Below are 16,543 nucleotides of genomic sequence, written 5' to 3' on the forward strand. Positions count from 1 at the left end.
CGGTCGGCGGCGCTGACGTCATTGGGGGGTGCGCCGCCGACGTGAACTCTGGCCTGGATCAGCTGTGTTGTTCAAGACGCGTTCAACGTTCCGTTTTCCACAGAGGTACGGATAACTGTTGAGCAGGTCGGCCCCGCGCGGGACATGCCGGGGCCGACGACGACGGAGGGGTCCCGTCAGCCGGTCGGTGCGGGCAGGTGGAGGCGGCCGTCGTCGACCTCGGCGATCCGGTCCACGGCGGTGAGGTGGGCGCGGTCGTGCGTGACCAGGACGGTGGCGGTGGCCCGTCGGTGGGTGAGGTGGGTGAGGAGGTCGACGACGGCGGCGCCGCGCTCGTGGTCGAGGGCGCTGGTGGGCTCGTCGACCAGGAGCACCGTGGGGTCGTTCATCAGGGCGCGGGCGATGCTGACGCGTTGCCGCTGGCCTCCGGAGAGTTGGTGGGGGCGGCGGCCTGCCTGGCCTGCGAGGCCGACGGCGTCGAGGAGTTCCATGGCCCGCTCCCGGGCGCCGCGGGGCCTGCGGCCGTTGATCCGGGCCATGACCTGGAGTTGTTCGGCGGCGGTCAGGGAGGGCAGCAGGTTCGGTTGTTGGAAGACGATGCCGATCCTGTGCCGGCGAAGCTCGCCGAGTTCGGCGCGGCTCATGCCGGTGGTGGGGGTGCCGTCGATCGTGACGGTGCCGGCGTCGGGGGTGATGAGGGTGGCGGCGACGGCGAGGAGGCTGGACTTGCCGGAGCCGGAGGGTCCGACGACGGCGGTCACGGTGCCCGCGGGGACCTCCAGGGTGACGTCGTCGAGGGCGGTCAGGCGGGTCGCGCCGTCGGGGTAGGTGAGGGTGACGCCGGTCAGGCCGAGGCTCATCGGGCGCTCCCCAGGGCGGTCAGCGGGTCGACGGAGGTGATGCGGCGGATCGACAGGGCCGCGCCCGCGACGCCGAGGGCGATCGTCACGGCGGCCGGGAGCAGGACGGTGGCGGGTGTGAGGAGGAACGGCACGGTCGAACGGGAGACGAGAGCTCCCAGTGCGGCGGCGATGCCGGTGCCGGTCAGGGTGCCGGCGACGAGCAGGACGACGGCCTGGCCGAGGGCGTCCTCGAGGAGGGTGGCGGTGGAGGCGCCCAGTGCCTTGAGAACGGCGACGTCACCGCTGCGCTGGATGGTCCACACGGTGAAGAAGGCACCGATGACGAGTGCGGAGATGGCGAACAGGAAACCGCGCATCAGTTGGAGCGAGCCGTTCTCGGAGGTGTAGGAGCCGATCGCGGACAGCGAGTCGCCGGTGGTGACCGTCCGGGTGCCGGCCCGGTGGTCGGTTGCCGCGAGAGCGGTCTGGGAGGTGGTGCGCAGGGCGATGACGGTGGCGGTCGGGCCTTCGCCGGCGCCGGTGGGCGGGGCGGTCCGCCGCCAGGTGTCCAGGCTGGTCCAGACGACCGGGGTGTGACCGAAGAAGGCCTCGCCCCGCACCGCGGCGACCTTCAGGCGCTGTCCGGCCAGGTGCAGGGAGTCGCCCGGTCCCACGCCGAGGCCGTCCGCGGCCGCGGTGGACAGCACCACCGAACGGCCGTCGATCCTGTCGCTGTCCGGGGCGAGGCGGGAGCCGGGGCGGACACCGAACGCCGAGACGCCGGTGCCGCGGTGCCCGGCGGTGGCCCTGGTGGTGGTGATCCCCAACGGTTCGGCGCTGGTGACACCCGGGGCGCCGGCCCACAGCCGCCACTGCCGGCGGGTGACGGTGGAGTCCGCGTACGACAGGTGCTGCCCGTCACCGGGGGCCTGGAAGGCGATCCTGTCGGCGGGGAGACCGGTGATGGCGGAGGTGTTCTGCCGGCCGAGTCCGGCCGTCAGCCCGGACAGCAGTCCGACCAGCGCGGTGATCAGTACGATGACGGTTCCCATCAGGGCGAAGCGCCCCTTGGCGAACCTGAGGTCTCTCCAGGCGACGAACACGGTCCTGTCCTTCTCTGCGGTGGGAGCGGGCAGCCCCCACCCTCGCCGCTGTCACCGTGCGGGCGCGTCCGACGCAGGACGGCACTTCGCGGACCACAGGACGGTGCGCGGGTTATAACTTTCGATGGACGCCCCGGGTGCGCCGGCTTCGTAGCCTGGGAGGCACTGTGAACACTTCCGTCCCCGCACCGACCCCCACCACCCGAGCCCTGGCCTGGTGCCTGCACCTGCTGATCGTCGGCCTGCTCGTCCTGGCCGCCGGTCGGGCGGTGACCGGCGGCCGGCCGGACGCGGGGGCGACCGTCGCCGCGTCCGCGCTCTGCGGTCTCGTGTACGCGGCGGGGCCCTGCCTGCCCGGTGTCCGCCGCTCCCGGCGGGCCGCCGGCTGGTGGCTGGCCGCTGTCGGCGCCGCGTGGCTGGTGCTGCTGGCGCTCTCCCCCGACGCCGTGTGGGTGGCCTTCCCGCTGTACTTCCTCCAGCTCCACCTGCTGCCCGACCGCACCGGCCTGGTGGCGGTGACGGCCACCACCGTCGCGGCCGTCGCCGGTTTCGCCGCCCACCGGCACGGGTTCGAGCCCGCCATGGCGCTCGGTCCCGCACTCGGCGCCGCCGTCGCCGTCGCGGTGGTACGGGGCTACCAGGCCCTGTACCGGGAGAGCGAACAGCGCAGGCATCTGATCGAGAAGCTGACCGCCACCCGCGCCGACCTGGCCCGGGCCCAGCACACCGCCGGGGTGCTGGCCGAGCGGGAGCGCCTGGCCCGCGAGATCCACGACACCCTCGCCCAGGGCCTCTCCAGCATCCAGCTGCTGCTGCGCGCCGCCGGACGCGCCCTGCCCGAGCGGCCGGAGACCGCCGGACGCCATGTCGAGGCCGCCCGCCAGGCCGCCGTAGACAACCTCGCCGAGGCCCGGCGCTTCGTCGCCGCGCTCCCCCCGCCCGCCCTGGAGGGCACCACGCTGGCCGGTGCCCTGGAGCGGCTGTGCGCCACCACCGGCGCGCGCCACCGTCTCACGGCACGCTTCCACCTCTCCGGTGACCCGGTGCCGCTGCCGACCGCCCACGAGGTCGCCCTGTTGCGTGTCGCCCAGTCGGCCCTCGCCAACACCGTCCGACACGCCGGCACCACCTCGGTCGAGCTGCGCCTCGGCTACCGCGGTGACCACGTCACCCTCGCCGTCGCCGACGACGGGCGCGGTTTCGACCCCGCGCACCTGCCCGCGACCGACCCCGGGGACGGCGGCTTCGGGCTGGCGGCGATGCGTGCCCGGATGCGCGGCCTCGGCGGCACCCTGACCGTCGCATCCGCCCCCGGCGACGGCACCGCGCTGGCCGCCCGGCTGCCCCTCGCCCCGCCCGCCGAGTCCAGCCCGGAGGCCCGACCGTGACCGACGACGCCCCCGTCCGGCTCCTCCTGGCCGACGACCACCCCGTGGTCCGGGCCGGCCTGCGCGCCGTCCTGGAGACCGAGCCCGGCCTCGTCGTGGCGGCCGAGGCGGCCACCGCCGAGGAGGCCGTCGTCCGGGCCGCCGGGGGCGACATCGACGTGGTGCTGATGGACCTCCGGTTCGGTGCCGGCATGGGCGGCGCCGAGGCGACCGCCCTGATCACCGCCCGGCCGGGCGCCCCCCGCGTGCTGATCGTCACCACCTACGACTCCGACGCCGACACCCTGCCCGCCATCGAGGCCGGTGCCACCGGGTACCTCCTCAAGGACGCCCCGCCCGAGGACCTGGCCGCAGCGGTACGCACGGCGGCGGCAGGCCGTACGACGCTCGCGCCCAGCGTCGCGGACCGGTTGCTGCACCGGCTGCGCAGCCCGCGAACCGCCCTGACCAGGCGCGAGACGGAGGTCCTCACCCTGGTCGCGGACGGCCTGTCCAACCAGGCCGTCGGTGCCCGGCTCCACCTGACCGAGGGCACCGTCAAGTCCCACCTGGCGCGCGTCTACGCCAAGCTGGGCGTCGACTCGCGCACCGCCGCCGTCGCCACCGCGACCGGTCTCGGCCTCATCCGGCGCTGACCCGCGGGGGAAGATGCGCCCGGCGGGGTCTGCCTCGATGGTGGGAAGAGCTGGAGAAGCCTTGCCCCTCCGATGTGACCAGGGAATGTGATCATGGACAGGTCGCGACTGATCGAAATGACCGCTCGCCGGGCCGCCGAACATCCCGGCGGCCGCCAGTTCGCCGCACAGGACGTCGATGAGGTCCTCGAAGCGCTCTTCGGCACCGTGGAGCACCCGGGAACGATCGCCGAGGCGCTCAAGGACCAGCAGACGGTCACGCTCGGCAGCTTCGGCAGCTTCCACGCCGGGGACGGCGCGGCGGCCTTCCGGCCGGGCCGGGCACTCACCGAGTACCTTCGCGACGAGACGCGATGACCACGGCCGGCACCGTGCGCCGGCCACGGCGGCCGCCGGGTGCGCCATGGCCCGGCTGACGCTGCGCGTCGCGGGCGCGGCCGCTCCGAGAACCGTGTGGCACCGGTACGTGTACGTCGACCGGTGGGCACGGTGGTCCCCGCACATCAGGGCGGTGCGCGCCGGCCGCCGGACCATGGCGCCCGGGCTGAGCGGCACCGTCGAGTCCGTCGCCGGCATCCGCGCCGTCTTCGTCGTGGACGATGTCGACGCGCGCCACCGCGTCTGGACCTGGCGCGTCCGCTGCGGTCCGGTCCGGGTGGTGTTGCGCCACGACGTGCGGAAGCACCCGAAGGGCAGTGCCACCCGGCTCACGATGCGCGGTCCGCTGCCCGTCCTGCCGGCCTACGCCCCGATCGCCCTGCCGGCGTTGCGCCGGCTCGTGCGCCCCTGACTTCTCCCTACGGCACCGCCCGGCAGCGCACACCCCTGGGCGGCGGGCGGTGCCGGTGGCCCCCGTACCGGCCGGGATGCGGACCGGGCCCGCGACGCCGCCGCGCAGCGGGCCCGGGAGCGCTCCGCCTCCCGTATCCCTCGTGCGGCGGGCGCTCGAACGGGACGTCGTCCCGAACCCTCACCCGGTGTTCCGCCGAACCGGCCGCACCGGATGCGGCGGACGGCCGCCGGGGTGAGTCGGTTCGGCCGGCGTGTCGTGTTCCGCATCGGCGGCGGGCGCGGTCATGACACGGCGCGGTGGCACCGGACGCCCGCCTCGGTTCAGCCTAGGAGCCCGGTGAGGCCGTACTCGAAGCGTTCGTCGAAGGAGTCCGCGTCGAGGTGGCCGAGGGAGCGGTGGAGGGCGGGGTGGGCCGTCGGGGAGACCGCCTCGGCCAGGCGGTCGCCCAGTGGGTGGTGCCGGGCCGCCTGTTCCTCCTGGACGAGGCCGAGGGTGAAGCAGACGACCGTCCAGGTGGTCCAGGCGGCTTCGCGCATCGCCGCGGCCGCCGGCCAGGAGCGCGGCGACGACGCGGCGTAGGTGCCGGCGACCAGGGCGCGCCGTCGCGGTGGGCCGGCAGGGCACGGCGGTAGCGGCGGGCCACTTCGCGGGCGCGCTCGTCCGGTGCGCCCGCCAGGGGATCGCCGTACACGCCGCCACCCTCGACCGCCCGCCGACGGCCTGGACGAGGGTGCGGGCGGGCCTGATCCGTCCCGACGGGCACGTCGCCTGGGCCGGCGAGGAGGACGACGCCGCGCTGGCCGTGGCCGTGGAAACGGCGCTCGCCGCGGCCGTCCCGGATTGAGGGCATCGTCCTGGGTGCGGTGGGTGCCAGGGCGTGAGACACGCACGTGAACCGTGCGCGATGAGTACGGGATACGTACGGTTCGAGGGATAGGGTGGGGGCGGAGGTGCCCCTTGTCCGAGTTGTTCGACGCGGTGGACGCTCTGGTCGCGTCCCGGTCCCCGCTGCCGCCGCCGGCCGAGCGCAGGCGGCTGCGCCAGGCGCACGCGCTCACCCTCGACGAAGTGGCCGCCGCCCTGGGCGTACGGCGGGCGACCGTCGGCGACTGGGAGTCCGGCAGGACCGAGCCGCGACCGCCGCAGCGGGAGGCGTACGCGCGCCTGATGCGGCAGCTCGCGCCCCTCTACCCCGCCCCCGACGACACCGGGGCGGCGGCGCGCGAGGACACCACCGCGCCCGGCGCGCCCACGGTCTCGGCGCCCCAGGCACCGCCCATGAGCGCGGTGCCCGCACCGCCGACGACCACCTCCGACGACGACCTCCCGCCCGGAGCGCCCGCCGCCGTTCCCGCACCGGCCGCCCCGGCACGTCCGGCACCCGCCGGCCCGCCGTCCGCGGCCCCGCGCAGGACGGGCACGAGGAAGGCCGCTCCCGCTCCGGGGCCCGCGCCGGTGACCGGCGGGGCGTACGCGCACGGTCCGCTGCTCGTCCTCGACGCCGACCCCGACCGGAACGTGACCGGCTACGGCATCGGCGGCCTGCTCCTGGACGTGCCCGCCAAATCCCTGCCCGCCCTGGTCGAATGGGCCCTCCAGCAGGCGCGGTTGGGTGCGGAGAGGCTGCACGGCTCGGGCAAGGACGCCGATCCGCTCCTCGTGCTCACCCCGACGGCGTGCGAGCGGTACGGCCTCCCCGTGGAGTTGTCCGAGGCCGAGCGGCACGCCGGGCGACTCGGGGACGGCCACAAGGTGGTCAAGCAGCTCGAGCGTGCTGAGTGGCGGCTCACCAAGCGGGGGTTCGGACCGTGGGCGCGGGTCTACCGTCCCGCCCAGGGCGGCCGGAGGCACTGCGTCCAGTTCTGTGTCCCCTCCTGGCACGCCCTGGACGACCGCGCCTGGGGCCACGCGGCGCGGCTCGACCCCGCCCGGCTCGCCCGGGTCCTCGGCGTGTACGCGACGCGGGTGATGACGCCGGTCGGCACCACCGCCGTCACCGGCCTCCAGCTGATGACCGCGCTGAACCCGCCGACCCGCGCGAGCGAACCGGACGCCACCGGCAAGCGGCACGCCGAGCACCGCCCCGGCTCACTGGGTACGCAGCCGATGGACCCCGCACCGTGCGAGGCGACCGACGGACACCCCGTCCTCGCCCATCTCCCCCGCTTCCACGTGCGCGGCCCGGACGAGAAGCTGTTCGAGGAGGCCTACGACTGGGCGCGGGACCTCACCGACGCCGAGTGCATGAAGCGGCACCTGGTCGGCATCGACGTGAACCTGGCGTTCGGCGCCGCCGCCAACGGCGCCGTCGTCGGCCTGGCGTCGCCACCCGTGCACGTCACCGACCCCGGCTTCGACCCGGCGGTGCCCGGCTCCTGGCTGGTCGACCTCTCGCACGTCGATCCGTCCCGGGTGAGGGTCGGCAAGCAGTGGCGTGAGCTGGAGGGTGACCTGCTGCCCAGCCCCTTCACGCCGACCGGGGAACGCCCCGACGGCCCGGCCTGGTACGCCACCCCCACCGTCGCGTACGCCGTCGAGCTGGGCTACGACGTCACTCCGGTCGAGGCGTGGGTGCGCCGGGACAGCGGCCGGTTCCTGGACGGCTGGTACAAGCGGCTGCGCGACGCCTACGTCGCCACCATGGCGGACCTCGGCGTCGCCGAGAAGCTGCCACCGGCCGAGTTCCTGAGGGCGATGGACGGCTACAAGCGGCGCGACCCGGAACTGGGGATCGTCTTGGACGCCGTCAAGATGACCGTCAAGGGCGGTATCGGCAAGCTCCAGGAGAAGGCGCGCGGCGGCGGCTGGAAGCCGGGTCAGGCCTGGCCCGCCCTCGCCCGTCCCACGTGGCGCCCCGACATCCGGGCCGCCGTCATCGCACGCGCCCGGGTCAACATGCACCGCAAGATGCTCAGCCTGGCCGCGGCCACCGGGCAGTACCCGGTCGCGGTCCTCTCCGACTGCGCCGTCTACGCCCCCGACGGGCCCGGCCCGCTGGACGTCCTGCCCTATGACGGCGACGGCAGGACCGTGCCGGGCTCCTTCCGGCTGGGGGTGTCGCCCGGGATGGTCAAGCACGAGGGCACGCAGACGGTGCTGTGGGGCGCGGACGTGCTCGAACGGCTCGGCCAGGACGGCGGCAAGGTCGCCAACCTGGCCCGCTACATCAAGACCGGCGAGGTCACCGCCAGGGACACCGGAGAGTAGGGGGATCGCGGCATGGTCACCGTCGGGGAAGGGCTCGACAGGGCGGTGCAGGGGGCGTTCACCCGTCCCCTCCCCAAGTCCGCCGGGGCGCAGATGCGTTACCTGGTCCGGCAGCACCGGCGCAGCACCCGGCGGGTGGCCGAGCTGCTCGGCGTCACTCAGCGCACCGTCGAACGGTACGTGAAGGACCAGATCAGGAACCCGCGGCCGCAGCTGGCCGAACGTCTCGAACGCGAGGTCCGCGCGCGCTGGCAGCCGCAGGTCAGGGCCAGGGCGAAGCGGGACGCGGCCACCACCGGCGGCATCATGATCGACACGCGTGCCCGGTTCGGTTTCACCGCCGCTCCGGGCAGCACCGACGACGCCCGCCTGCGCCACCTCACCCTCGCGCTGCCGCCCCACCATGCCGCCCGTCTCTTCGAGGCGCGGGACGCGGGCGCGGCCGAGGACCGGCTCCGCGAGATCGCCGCCGAGGCCCTGGGCGAGGTCTACTTCCGGGACGGTGGCCGCCGCGCCCACGGCCTGGAGGTGGAGTTCACCGACCTCGGGCACCTGGAGTTCGAGCTGTAGCCCCGGCCGCGCCGGCCGGGGGCGACGTAACCGAGTGGGCTCGGCCAGACGGCACGGGGCGCCGGTGAGATGCCCGGAGCCGGACGGCGAGGCCCGGGTCCGCGCTCCCGGCCGCCACCGCGGCCGGCGCCGGGCGGTCAGGGTGTGTCGCCGCAGTGGTGGAAGCGGCAGGCCACGCCCGGGCCGGGGGTGCGGGGTTCGTCGGGCCGCGGTTCGTACAGCGACCGCCCGCCGGGGAAGCGTCCCAGCTCGGTGGGCAGGGCCGCGCCGTCGTCGACCTCCTCCGGCCGCCAGTCCGTGATGTCCAGCAGCAGCCCGTCCAGCGGGCCGCCGGTGAGCGCGGCGTACGTCCGGTGCGCCAGCGGGCCCGGGTCCGGTTCCTCGTGGTCGCGGCCGTACACCCGGCCGCGCAGCAACTGCTCGTCTCCGTTCATCTCCCCAGGGTTCCAGCCGCCACTGACAACGGGGAAGGGAGACGGCCGGCGGCCGGCCCGGGTCGACCGGAGTGTGCCAGGAGTCCGCGCACGCGCCGGCGTGACCCGGTGGCCGTGGGCCGGGGGCGGCGTGCCGGTCGGGACGGTGGTCGGTCGGGGCGTTCTGGCAGGCGGACGGGCATGCCAGAACAGCCGGGTGCTACGGCTGGGCGACGGATGTGGTCGCTCTCCCGGTGGTGCTCGTCAGCCGGTCCAGCACCTCCCTCTCCGCGGGCCACAGCGGGGGCTCGGACGTCCGGGGCAGGAACGGGCCGGTCAGGCCGGCCAGCAGCGCCTTCGGCCGCAGTACCCGCGCCGGAGTCGCCTTCAGGCTGGTGACGTCCCAGAGTGCCGCCGCCGCGTCGTAGGAACCGGTCGCGGCCTTGGTCAGCCGGCGGGCGTACTGCGCGGTGACCCGGTCGGCGAGGGTGGGCGCTCCGCCGAGGACGCCCGGGTAGTGGATGTCCGTGCCGACGGCGGTGGCCCACGCCGCGTCGACGTGGCGGGCGGCGCCGCGCAGGACACGCCGGGACAGGCCGGGGCCGGTCAGGCCGTGCTGCCGCAGTTCCCGGGTCAGGACCTGGGCGCCGAGCGCCGCCACCGACATGCCCTGGCCGTAGGCGGGATTGAAGGTGGTCAGCGCGTCGCCGAGCACGATGAAACGTTCCGGCCAGCGGGTCGACTTCTCGAAGTACCGGCGGGCGTTGCTCGTGCTCCGGCCGCGGGTGACCACGACGTCCGTGAGGGCCTCCGCGCCGGAGATCAGGTGGCCGACGATGGGGTGCGGCAGGCTGAGGGTGTATTCGAGGAACCCCCGCGGGTCCTGCGGCGGTTCGCCGCCCCGGGTGCCGCCCGCGCTGACCATCCACCGGTTGCCCTCGATCGGGAGCACCATGGCGCTCCGGCCCGGCTGACCGTTGTAGGGGTTGGCCTGCACCACGGTGAGCGGGAAGTGTTCGGCGCCTTCAGGGGTGCGGTAGATCCGGGTGGCGTTGGTGAGGCCGGAGTCGATCTTCCGCTCCTCGACGCCCGTGATGCCGATGCCGCTCAGCCAGTTCAGGCTGCCCGACCCACGGCCGCTCGCGTCGACGACGAAGTCCGCCTCGAGTTCGGGGGCCAGCCGGTGGTCCGCTCCCCCGCTGACGCGTACGCCGCGTACCCGCCGGTCGTCGCCGAGGAGACCGTCCACCGTGGCCCGGTGCACCGAGATGTTGGCGTAGGAGTCGAGCAGGGCCTGCCGCAGGACCCAGTCCAGCAGGGCCCGGGTGCAGGTGATCATGTGCGGGCCGTGCCACCTCCACCGGCGGAACCAGCCGCTGTCCGCCGTGAGGGCGAGCATGCCGTTGCCGAGGGCGATCTCGTGTGCCCCCGCCGCGAGCAGGCGGTCGCGGACGCTGTCCGGGAAGAGCGTCTCCATGGCGGACAGGCCGCCCGCCATCAGCAGGTGGGCGTGGTGGCCCTGCGGAACGCCGCGCCGGTTCTCCGGTCCCTCGGGAAGGTCGTCCCTGTCCAGCAGGAGGACCTGGAGCGCGGGCTCGGCGCGGGCCAGGGCCGCGGCGGCCACCAGCCCGGCCGTACCGGCTCCGATCACGACAGCTCTTTGCGTCAACTGTTGCTCCTCATAGCACTCGTGAGACGGTCTCACTGCATTCTCGCCTGCTCCGGCACCGCCTCACGGAGGCGGTTCACGGCGTGCGCCAGCTCGACCAGACCGATGGTGACCCGGAATTTCTCCGGTGGGTCGGCCGGGCCGTCGCCCCGGCCCCGGGCCCGGCGGATACCGTCGATGATCATCGCCTGTTCGGAGCAGGACCGGGCCCTCTCCTGCTGCTCGCCGCGTTCCACGGCGGCCGCGTACGCGGCGTGACCGACCCGTTGGTCGAAGTGCGCCGTCAGCTGGAGCAGAGCGTCGTGGATGTTGGCCTCCAGCAGGTAGAGACGGCTGCTCGGCATCTGCCACCACAGTTGCCACCACGTCGGTTCCGCGACCGGCGGTGCCGTCACCACGTCCTTCACCGCGGACCACAGCGGCGTCAGCGCGCGGTAGGTGGCCAGGCTCTGCCGTTCCGCGGCGGCGGCGGACGCGAGACGCGGCAGGACGAATCCGGTGGAGTAGATGAGGGCGCCGAGCGCGGCGGCCGGCGGGGCGACCGTGGTGGACAGGACGTCCAGGTCGTAGCCCAGCCAGCGTGCGACGACGGCGGTGACCTTGGCGAGGGTGAAGCCGAGGGCGTCGAGGAGGAGGCCGGCCAGGATCAGCCGGAGGCCGACGCGGAGCAGCCCGGTGACCTCGTCGCGCGCCCACTTCAGGCACACGGCGCTCAGGACGACGGTGCTGGCCAGGTGTCCCACGAGGTAGAGGCTGATCATCTCCCGCATGTACGGGGTGTTGGCGTAGTACGTGTCCAGGTCGGTGAGCCGCTCGGTGTGGGCGTCCGCGAGGCTGAACAGCAGGACGATGGCGACGATGAGCGTCCCGTAGACGGCGACCGTCATCCGGGTCATCCGGCGTATCTCCTCCTGGGGCCCGCCTCTCCAGTGGATCAGCAGGATGATCAGGGAGCAGCTCAGGGCGGAGATCGAGGAGTAGGTCAGCGGGGCGCCCACGTTGGGGATGCCCGTGGCGTGGTTGACCGCGGCGAGCGTCACGGGCGCGGACCAGAAGAAGCACGTGGCGGCTATGAACGCAGTGGCCCGCGTGGCGTTGGACAGCGGCGAGCGGGGAGTCCTGCGCGGTCGGCGGAGCAGTACGGCGGCCAGGGCCAGGAGGACGGACGCCATATACACGACAAGACTCATCGTTTCGGGGACTCCGTTCAGGTCCGCGGATGTGGGGGGATCGTCTGCTCGGTTGCGGGGTCAGTGCGAGCGGACCCCGACGGTGTCCGGCTCCCGTACCGTCCGTTCGGACCTCCTGACGGCGTCGGCGATCCGGACCAGGGCCCCGGCGTCCCTCGGGTGGGAGAGCCGCGGCTGGTGGCCCGCGGGCCCGGACACCGGCCGGCTGCCCCGGCGTACGGCGTCGGTGATGGTCGCGGCCCAGGCGGCCGAGGCGGCGCTCTCCCCGTTCCCCGTCCGGTCGAACTCGGCGCCGAAGGCCTCGTCGTAGAGGCGTTCGTCGAAGTGGGTCTCCAGGGCCAGGAGGCCGTTGTGGACGGTGCTCAGGCGCCAGGTGCCCCACAGCAGCGGGGAGCGGGGCCGCTCGACCCGCAGGGCGCGTTCGGTGAGCACCGGGTCCAGGACGGCGTCGAGGGGGGCGAGACGGAAGTAGTCACGCCATGCCGAGAGGTGGTGGCCCGCCACGGGGAGGAGGACCCCCACCACCGTCAGCACCGCGCCGAGGCCGGCGCACAGGGGCGGTACGGAGGTGCCGAGGACCGGCCAGTCCCGGCCGGCCCACCGCGCGACGACAGCCGTCAGTTTGGAACCGCTGTACCCGGCGCTGAGGACGGTACCGGCGCCGATCGTGAGCAGGCTGGCCCGCAGCCAGGGCAGTCGCCGGACCTCCGCCTCGAACGCCCAGCGCAGGGCCCACACGGCGCTGACCGTCGCGGCCGCCAGGTGCGCGACCAGGTACAGGACGACCATCTCGGCGATCCAGGGCGACGTCGCGTAGTACGTGTCGAAGTCGCTGCGCCGTTCCTCCGTGGTGTCCCCGAGGACGTAGAGGACCCCGATCGCGAGGAGGACGGCCGTGTAGCCGTAGAGCCAGTTCCGGGTCGTCCGGCGCGCGGAGGGGCCGCCCCGCCAGCAGGCGATCAGGATCAGGAGGGTCGCGCTGTACGCCGTGATGGAGGCGTACGTCAGCGGTGCGGCCAGGTTGGGCACGCCGCTGACCCGGTTGATCACCTCGACCGAGGTGGGCGCGCCGAAGAGGAAGCACAGCGACGCGAACGCCAGCACCGCGTTGATGGCGCGCAGCGAGGGCTCGCTCCCGCGCCGGATCAGCCCCGGCAGTTTCACCAGGAGCCCGATCCACAGCAGGCCGCAGCTTATGTAGTTGATCGCCCCACTCATCTCCGGTTCCCTCGATAGCTGAGAGCGTCCGCGATGCGGCGGGCGGTCGCGCCGGTGATCACGTCGTGTTCCATCAGCGCCCGCATCTCCTGTCCGACCCGGATGCCGAAGAGTTCGGCCTCCTTCTCGGGGTCCTCGTCGAAACGGGAACGTGCCGCGGCCGGCTGCGCGCCGTGCGCGTGACCGGACTTCAGCTCGTCCCAGGCCCCGCCCGCCAGTTGCTCGGGGGTGAAGCCGTCCTTCTGCCGCATGTGCCACAGTTCGTGGCCGAAGATCTGCGCCTGGTGCCAGACCGCCGCGTCCCGCTCGATGATCACGTCGTCCCGGTCCACTCGCTCCAGCCACATCCCGGTGGCCTTGAACTCCCGCGGGATGTGCACCTTGTGCACCTCGAGCCTGCGCTCGCCGCGCCACTGCCGGGCGGACTCGACCAGCGCCTCGAACAGCACCTCCGGGTCCGCCTCCACCGCCATCTCGTGGTCCAGGCCGGCTTCGCCCCCGTCCGTGCCGGTGAGGCCGAGCCTCCCCCGGACCGGCGCGATGAGCGTCTCGGCGAACTGACGCATCTCCCGGTCCCGTTCCCGTAACCGCTGCCACTGGCGGAGCCGGATCAGCGCGGTCATCGCCCGCCCCGGCGGTCCGGGACGGCGCCGGCACCACGGAGCGTGCCGGGCTCCCCCGGTGCGGCGGGCCGGGTGACGGCCTCCGCCCACTGGGCCATCGCCCGCACGCCGGTGGGTGACAGCAGCCCGCGCGCCGCGAGCCGCAGTATCTCGGGCGTGCGGAGTTCGGCGAACGGGTCGGATCTGGACTCCAGTTCCTGGAGCCGCCGCTGCAACGCCTCGTCGAGCGCCTCCGGCTCGTCGGCGAAGAAGAAGCCGGGCGGCAGCGCGAAGAACCTGCGGAGCCGGTCGGCGGACTCCAGGCTGGGTATGCCCTTCTTGCGCCACTCGCTCATCGTCTGACGGGTCACCCCGGCGGCCGCGGCGATCTCCTCGAGGGCGTACCGCTTCCCGTCCTCACGCCGGCGCGTCTCGCGGAGGAAGTCGAGCCGCTGCCGTACGCGTTCGGCCACGGAGACGTCCTCGGCCCGCCCACCCGCGAGCAGGGTCAGCACGACAGTCTCCGCGATCCCCGTCTCGTAGGACAGGGCCGCACTGTCGAGCACCTCGGACAACTCGGCTCCACCGGAGGCACGTTGGATGCGCTCCAGGGTTCCGGCCAGTCTTGCGTAGGCGTCGTCTGCTGCCACCGGGCATTCTCCTGCGCGCGTCGCTGATCAGGGGCGGGACGTACGCGAGCGTATCCGCATCCCCTCGACTGGTCGACACGGTCGGGGAAGTGCGCCCGAGCGGCCTGGTCCGCCGGCCCCGGTCCGGCGTGCCACGGCCACGGGCACCGGGGGCGGCGGCGACGGCGGGAGCTAGGCGGGCACCATCTCGGCGGCGGGCGCCGGGATGGCCAGCATCGGATGGTCGCCCATGACGCCCTCCAGGGCGGCGAAGCCCTCGGTCAGCGGCACGGCGTAGGGCGCAAGCGACTCGATCAGCGCCTCCTCCACGTCGGGCAGCCGGTGCACGTGGTCGGGGGTGATGCGTCCGGCGGCGAGCAGGTCCCCGCTGTGCGCCTTGACCTGGCGCAGGACGAACAGCCGGTACAGCCGGCCGAGGACGGCCCCCGCCGGTGAGCCGGAGGCCGCTCCGGCGCCCCGCAGCAGAGCCTCCGCCGCGAGCCGGTGCACGTGCGCCTCGACGAGCTCCAGGGCGGGCGTCACCGTGCCGTTCCACCGCGCCAGCGGGTCGCCGCGGCGTCCGCCCCGCAGCCGGCCGCGGGCCCTGCCGTGCCAGACGCGCTCGATGTCCGCGAGGAGCTCCTGGAGCTGGTCCGGGTCGTCCAGGTCCCGGTCGGCCGCGGGCACCGCGGAAGGCGGGGACGGGGTGAAGCCGCCCGTGAGCATCTCGCCGGCCGCCTTCACCCAGATCACGCGGTTGTCCCCCTCGGCGGTGACGGTCCCCTCGTTCGCGGCCAGCTGGTAGGCGATGCCGTTGGACAGCAGCAGGCCCTGCGCCCCGCACCGCTCACGGCATTCGGTCATGACCGCGCGGGCCTGCCAGGTGATCCAGGCCTTGGCCACGGCCGCGAGACGCTCGGTCTCCTCGTGCTCGGCGTCGGCGCCGCTCGTCCACCGCCGCACCACGTCGCGGTGCAGGAGGGTCGCGGCGTAGGCGGTGGCGATGGCGGAGAGGAGCGGGGCGTGGTGGCTGCGGTGCGCGATGAGGGGCACCTTGCGACCCGTCGTCATGCCGGAGGTGAGGCGCCGCTGGGAGTGCCGTACCGCGACGGCCAGGGCGTGCCGGGTCACGCCGAGGCTGTAGGCGCTCATGCACAGTTTGCCGGCGTGGACACGGCGGACGGAGCGGAGGAACCGTTTGCGCGGGTTGCCCAGTGTGCTGGAGAAGACGCCGTCCCGGGTCAGGCGTCCGTGGTCCCCCTGGAGCATCGCCTCGAAGGACAGCCGCACGCCGTGGAAGTAGGTGGCGCAGTGGTCGACGGGGGCGCTGGCGGTCTCGGGGAGGGGCCGCACCTCGACACCCGGGTGGTGGCGGCCCTCGCCGTCCGTCAGCGGGGTCCGGAACAGGAACACGCCGTGATCGGTGCCGCGCACCAGGAGGCGGGCCGCCACGAGCGCGGTTTTCGCGCCACCGGTGCCGGACGTGTTGGGCATCCACTTGCAGGCACCGGAGGTCGGGGTGTCGAGGACGAAGCCGCCGGTGGTCGGATCGAACGTGGCCGTCGTCTCCAGCGAGGCGGCGTCGTTGCCGTGGTCCAGCTCGGTGCACAGGAAGGTCCCGACGCTCTCCATCCGGGCGTACGGACGCAGGTCCCGGTCCTGGACGTCATGATCCAGCAGACTGCCGATGTGCAGGTTCCAGTGGATGCTCGCGATCGTCGCCATGCCGGCGTCCACGACTCCGGCCCACTCGTGCATCGCGGTGAGGGACTCGATGTCCGCGGCCAGGGCGACCGGGTCCGGCACGGCTTCGTTCACGACGCGCAACCGCTGGTAGGAGAGCGCCGTCCGCTCCTGGACGCCCAGCCCCTCCTGGAAGGCGAACCCGGCCCCGTCGAACAGGCGCCTCCACGGCTCGTGGATCCGCTCCGCGTCAGGCCCGAACAGGATACGAGAGAAATCCGCCGATATCCCCTGCGCGTACGGAATCTGAGAGACAGTCACGAACCGAAAGATAGTAGAATCGAACACTTCCTACAGCGTGATGATCAACACGATTGCATACGGGTGAAGCGTGGAAGCTACAAGCCCGCGTCGACGGCGGCCGGCTCTCGCATCAGCTGCCCGCCTGCGCCCGTTCGCAAAGTGATCTTTTCGAAGAACTCTTCGCGGTCCAACTCGCTTGCTCATAGAGGAACTCGCCGCCATCGTGTCGGCGCGCGAAAGCGCAACGTCGGCTTCCTCCCCGCGCACGAGGCGCTCGACAAGAGGACACCAGGCAGGT

General features: G+C 73.7%; 17 protein-coding genes. 7 read left to right on the forward strand and 10 right to left on the reverse strand.

Annotation, left to right across the window (positions count from 1 at the left end):
• Window positions 1-176: 176 nt before the first annotated feature.
• Together ACIQVT_RS12960 and ACIQVT_RS12965 are read right to left on the reverse strand one after the other, a co-directional pair.
• Window positions 177-860 (reverse strand): ABC transporter ATP-binding protein, encoded by a 684-nt coding sequence (locus ACIQVT_RS12960; protein WP_403751394.1) that lies wholly within the window; start codon window positions 858-860, stop codon window positions 177-179.
• On the reverse strand, window positions 857-1,945 hold the full coding sequence (locus ACIQVT_RS12965; protein ID WP_403751396.1) for an ABC transporter permease: 1,089 nt from the start codon (window positions 1,943-1,945) through the stop codon (window positions 857-859). Before ACIQVT_RS12965 ends, ACIQVT_RS12960 begins: the two co-directional genes overlap by 4 nt.
• A gap of 167 nt (window positions 1,946-2,112) precedes the next feature.
• Here ACIQVT_RS12965 and ACIQVT_RS12970 point away from each other — a divergent pair, with 167 nt between their 5' ends.
• From ACIQVT_RS12970 to ACIQVT_RS12985, 4 genes are all read left to right on the forward strand, one after another.
• Window positions 2,113-3,333, forward strand: coding sequence for a sensor histidine kinase (locus tag ACIQVT_RS12970; RefSeq protein WP_403751398.1), 1,221 nt, complete (start codon window positions 2,113-2,115; stop codon window positions 3,331-3,333).
• A complete protein-coding gene (locus ACIQVT_RS12975; protein WP_403751400.1) occupies window positions 3,330-3,968 on the forward strand; it encodes a response regulator in 639 nt (212 codons plus the stop codon). The genes ACIQVT_RS12970 and ACIQVT_RS12975 overlap by 4 nt, the downstream gene beginning before the upstream one ends.
• A gap of 93 nt (window positions 3,969-4,061) precedes the next feature.
• On the forward strand, window positions 4,062-4,325 hold the full coding sequence (locus ACIQVT_RS12980; protein WP_403751402.1) for a hypothetical protein: 264 nt from the start codon (window positions 4,062-4,064) through the stop codon (window positions 4,323-4,325).
• A gap of 46 nt (window positions 4,326-4,371) precedes the next feature.
• The gene (locus ACIQVT_RS12985; RefSeq protein WP_403751404.1) at window positions 4,372-4,758 is read left to right on the forward strand and encodes an SRPBCC family protein; all 387 of its coding nucleotides are present in this window, start codon (window positions 4,372-4,374) and stop codon (window positions 4,756-4,758) included.
• Window positions 4,759-5,081: 323 nt separating this feature from the next.
• Here the strand turns inward: ACIQVT_RS12985 and ACIQVT_RS12990 are convergent, their stop codons facing one another.
• Window positions 5,082-5,297 (reverse strand): hypothetical protein, encoded by a 216-nt coding sequence (locus ACIQVT_RS12990; RefSeq protein WP_403751406.1) that lies wholly within the window; start codon window positions 5,295-5,297, stop codon window positions 5,082-5,084.
• A gap of 71 nt (window positions 5,298-5,368) precedes the next feature.
• Here ACIQVT_RS12990 and ACIQVT_RS12995 point away from each other — a divergent pair, with 71 nt between their 5' ends.
• From ACIQVT_RS12995 to tpg, 3 genes are all read left to right on the forward strand, one after another.
• Window positions 5,369-5,605 carry a hypothetical protein gene (locus ACIQVT_RS12995; RefSeq protein WP_403751408.1) on the forward strand — a complete coding sequence of 79 codons (237 nt, stop codon included), beginning with the start codon at window positions 5,369-5,371 and terminating at the stop codon, window positions 5,603-5,605.
• A 113-nt stretch (window positions 5,606-5,718) separates the two neighbouring features.
• Window positions 5,719-7,968, forward strand: a complete 2,250-nt coding sequence (gene tap / locus ACIQVT_RS13000) for a telomere-associated protein Tap (RefSeq protein WP_403751410.1) — start codon at window positions 5,719-5,721, stop codon at window positions 7,966-7,968.
• Between the two features lie 12 nt (window positions 7,969-7,980).
• Window positions 7,981-8,538: a telomere-protecting terminal protein Tpg gene (gene tpg, locus ACIQVT_RS13005; protein WP_403751412.1), complete on the forward strand. Its 558-nt coding sequence runs from the start codon at window positions 7,981-7,983 to the stop codon at window positions 8,536-8,538.
• A gap of 137 nt (window positions 8,539-8,675) precedes the next feature.
• On the opposite strand, the gene ACIQVT_RS13010 is transcribed toward tpg, so the two are convergent.
• From ACIQVT_RS13010 to ACIQVT_RS13040, 7 genes are all read right to left on the reverse strand, one after another.
• Window positions 8,676-8,972, reverse strand: a complete 297-nt coding sequence (locus tag ACIQVT_RS13010; protein ID WP_403751414.1) for a hypothetical protein — start codon at window positions 8,970-8,972, stop codon at window positions 8,676-8,678.
• Window positions 8,973-9,171: 199 nt separating this feature from the next.
• Window positions 9,172-10,620, reverse strand: a complete 1,449-nt coding sequence (locus ACIQVT_RS13015) for an NAD(P)/FAD-dependent oxidoreductase (RefSeq protein WP_403751416.1) — start codon at window positions 10,618-10,620, stop codon at window positions 9,172-9,174.
• Window positions 10,621-10,652: 32 nt separating this feature from the next.
• Complete coding sequence (locus ACIQVT_RS13020) at window positions 10,653-11,810, reverse strand: MAB_1171c family putative transporter (protein ID WP_403751418.1); 1,158 nt, start codon at window positions 11,808-11,810, stop codon at window positions 10,653-10,655.
• Window positions 11,811-11,870: 60 nt separating this feature from the next.
• On the reverse strand, window positions 11,871-13,028 hold the full coding sequence (locus ACIQVT_RS13025; RefSeq protein ID WP_403751420.1) for a hypothetical protein: 1,158 nt from the start codon (window positions 13,026-13,028) through the stop codon (window positions 11,871-11,873).
• Entirely contained in the window at window positions 13,025-13,651 is a 627-nt protein-coding gene (locus ACIQVT_RS13030; RefSeq protein WP_403751422.1) for a toxin, read from the reverse strand. The genes ACIQVT_RS13025 and ACIQVT_RS13030 overlap by 4 nt, the downstream gene beginning before the upstream one ends.
• The gene (locus ACIQVT_RS13035) at window positions 13,648-14,280 is read right to left on the reverse strand and encodes an XRE family transcriptional regulator (RefSeq protein ID WP_403751424.1); all 633 of its coding nucleotides are present in this window, start codon (window positions 14,278-14,280) and stop codon (window positions 13,648-13,650) included. Before ACIQVT_RS13035 ends, ACIQVT_RS13030 begins: the two co-directional genes overlap by 4 nt.
• Before the next feature lie 171 nt (window positions 14,281-14,451).
• Window positions 14,452-16,263: an acyl-CoA dehydrogenase gene (locus ACIQVT_RS13040; protein ID WP_403751426.1), complete on the reverse strand. Its 1,812-nt coding sequence runs from the start codon at window positions 16,261-16,263 to the stop codon at window positions 14,452-14,454.
• Window positions 16,264-16,543 lie beyond the last annotated feature (280 nt).

This window comes from Streptomyces sp. NPDC100445 (assembly GCF_044759735.1).
Taxonomy (GTDB): Bacteria; Actinomycetota; Actinomycetes; order Streptomycetales; family Streptomycetaceae; genus Streptomyces.

What these genes read in the sequence shown, in the direction of transcription:
- ACIQVT_RS12960 (WP_403751394.1), bottom strand. Translation starts at nt 860, where the DNA reads ATGAGCCTCGGCCTGACCGGCGTCACCCTCACCTACCCCGACGGCGCG.
- ACIQVT_RS12980 (WP_403751402.1), top strand. Translation starts at nt 4,062, where the DNA reads ATGGACAGGTCGCGACTGATCGAAATGACCGCTCGCCGGGCCGCCGAA.
- ACIQVT_RS12985 (WP_403751404.1), top strand. Translation starts at nt 4,372, where the DNA reads ATGGCCCGGCTGACGCTGCGCGTCGCGGGCGCGGCCGCTCCGAGAACC.
- ACIQVT_RS12990 (WP_403751406.1), bottom strand. Translation starts at nt 5,297, where the DNA reads ATGCGCGAAGCCGCCTGGACCACCTGGACGGTCGTCTGCTTCACCCTC.
- tpg (WP_403751412.1), top strand. Translation starts at nt 7,981, where the DNA reads ATGGTCACCGTCGGGGAAGGGCTCGACAGGGCGGTGCAGGGGGCGTTC.
- ACIQVT_RS13010 (WP_403751414.1), bottom strand. Translation starts at nt 8,972, where the DNA reads ATGAACGGAGACGAGCAGTTGCTGCGCGGCCGGGTGTACGGCCGCGAC.
- ACIQVT_RS13020 (WP_403751418.1), bottom strand. Translation starts at nt 11,810, where the DNA reads ATGAGTCTTGTCGTGTATATGGCGTCCGTCCTCCTGGCCCTGGCCGCC.
- ACIQVT_RS13025 (WP_403751420.1), bottom strand. Translation starts at nt 13,028, where the DNA reads ATGAGTGGGGCGATCAACTACATAAGCTGCGGCCTGCTGTGGATCGGG.
- ACIQVT_RS13030 (WP_403751422.1), bottom strand. Translation starts at nt 13,651, where the DNA reads ATGACCGCGCTGATCCGGCTCCGCCAGTGGCAGCGGTTACGGGAACGG.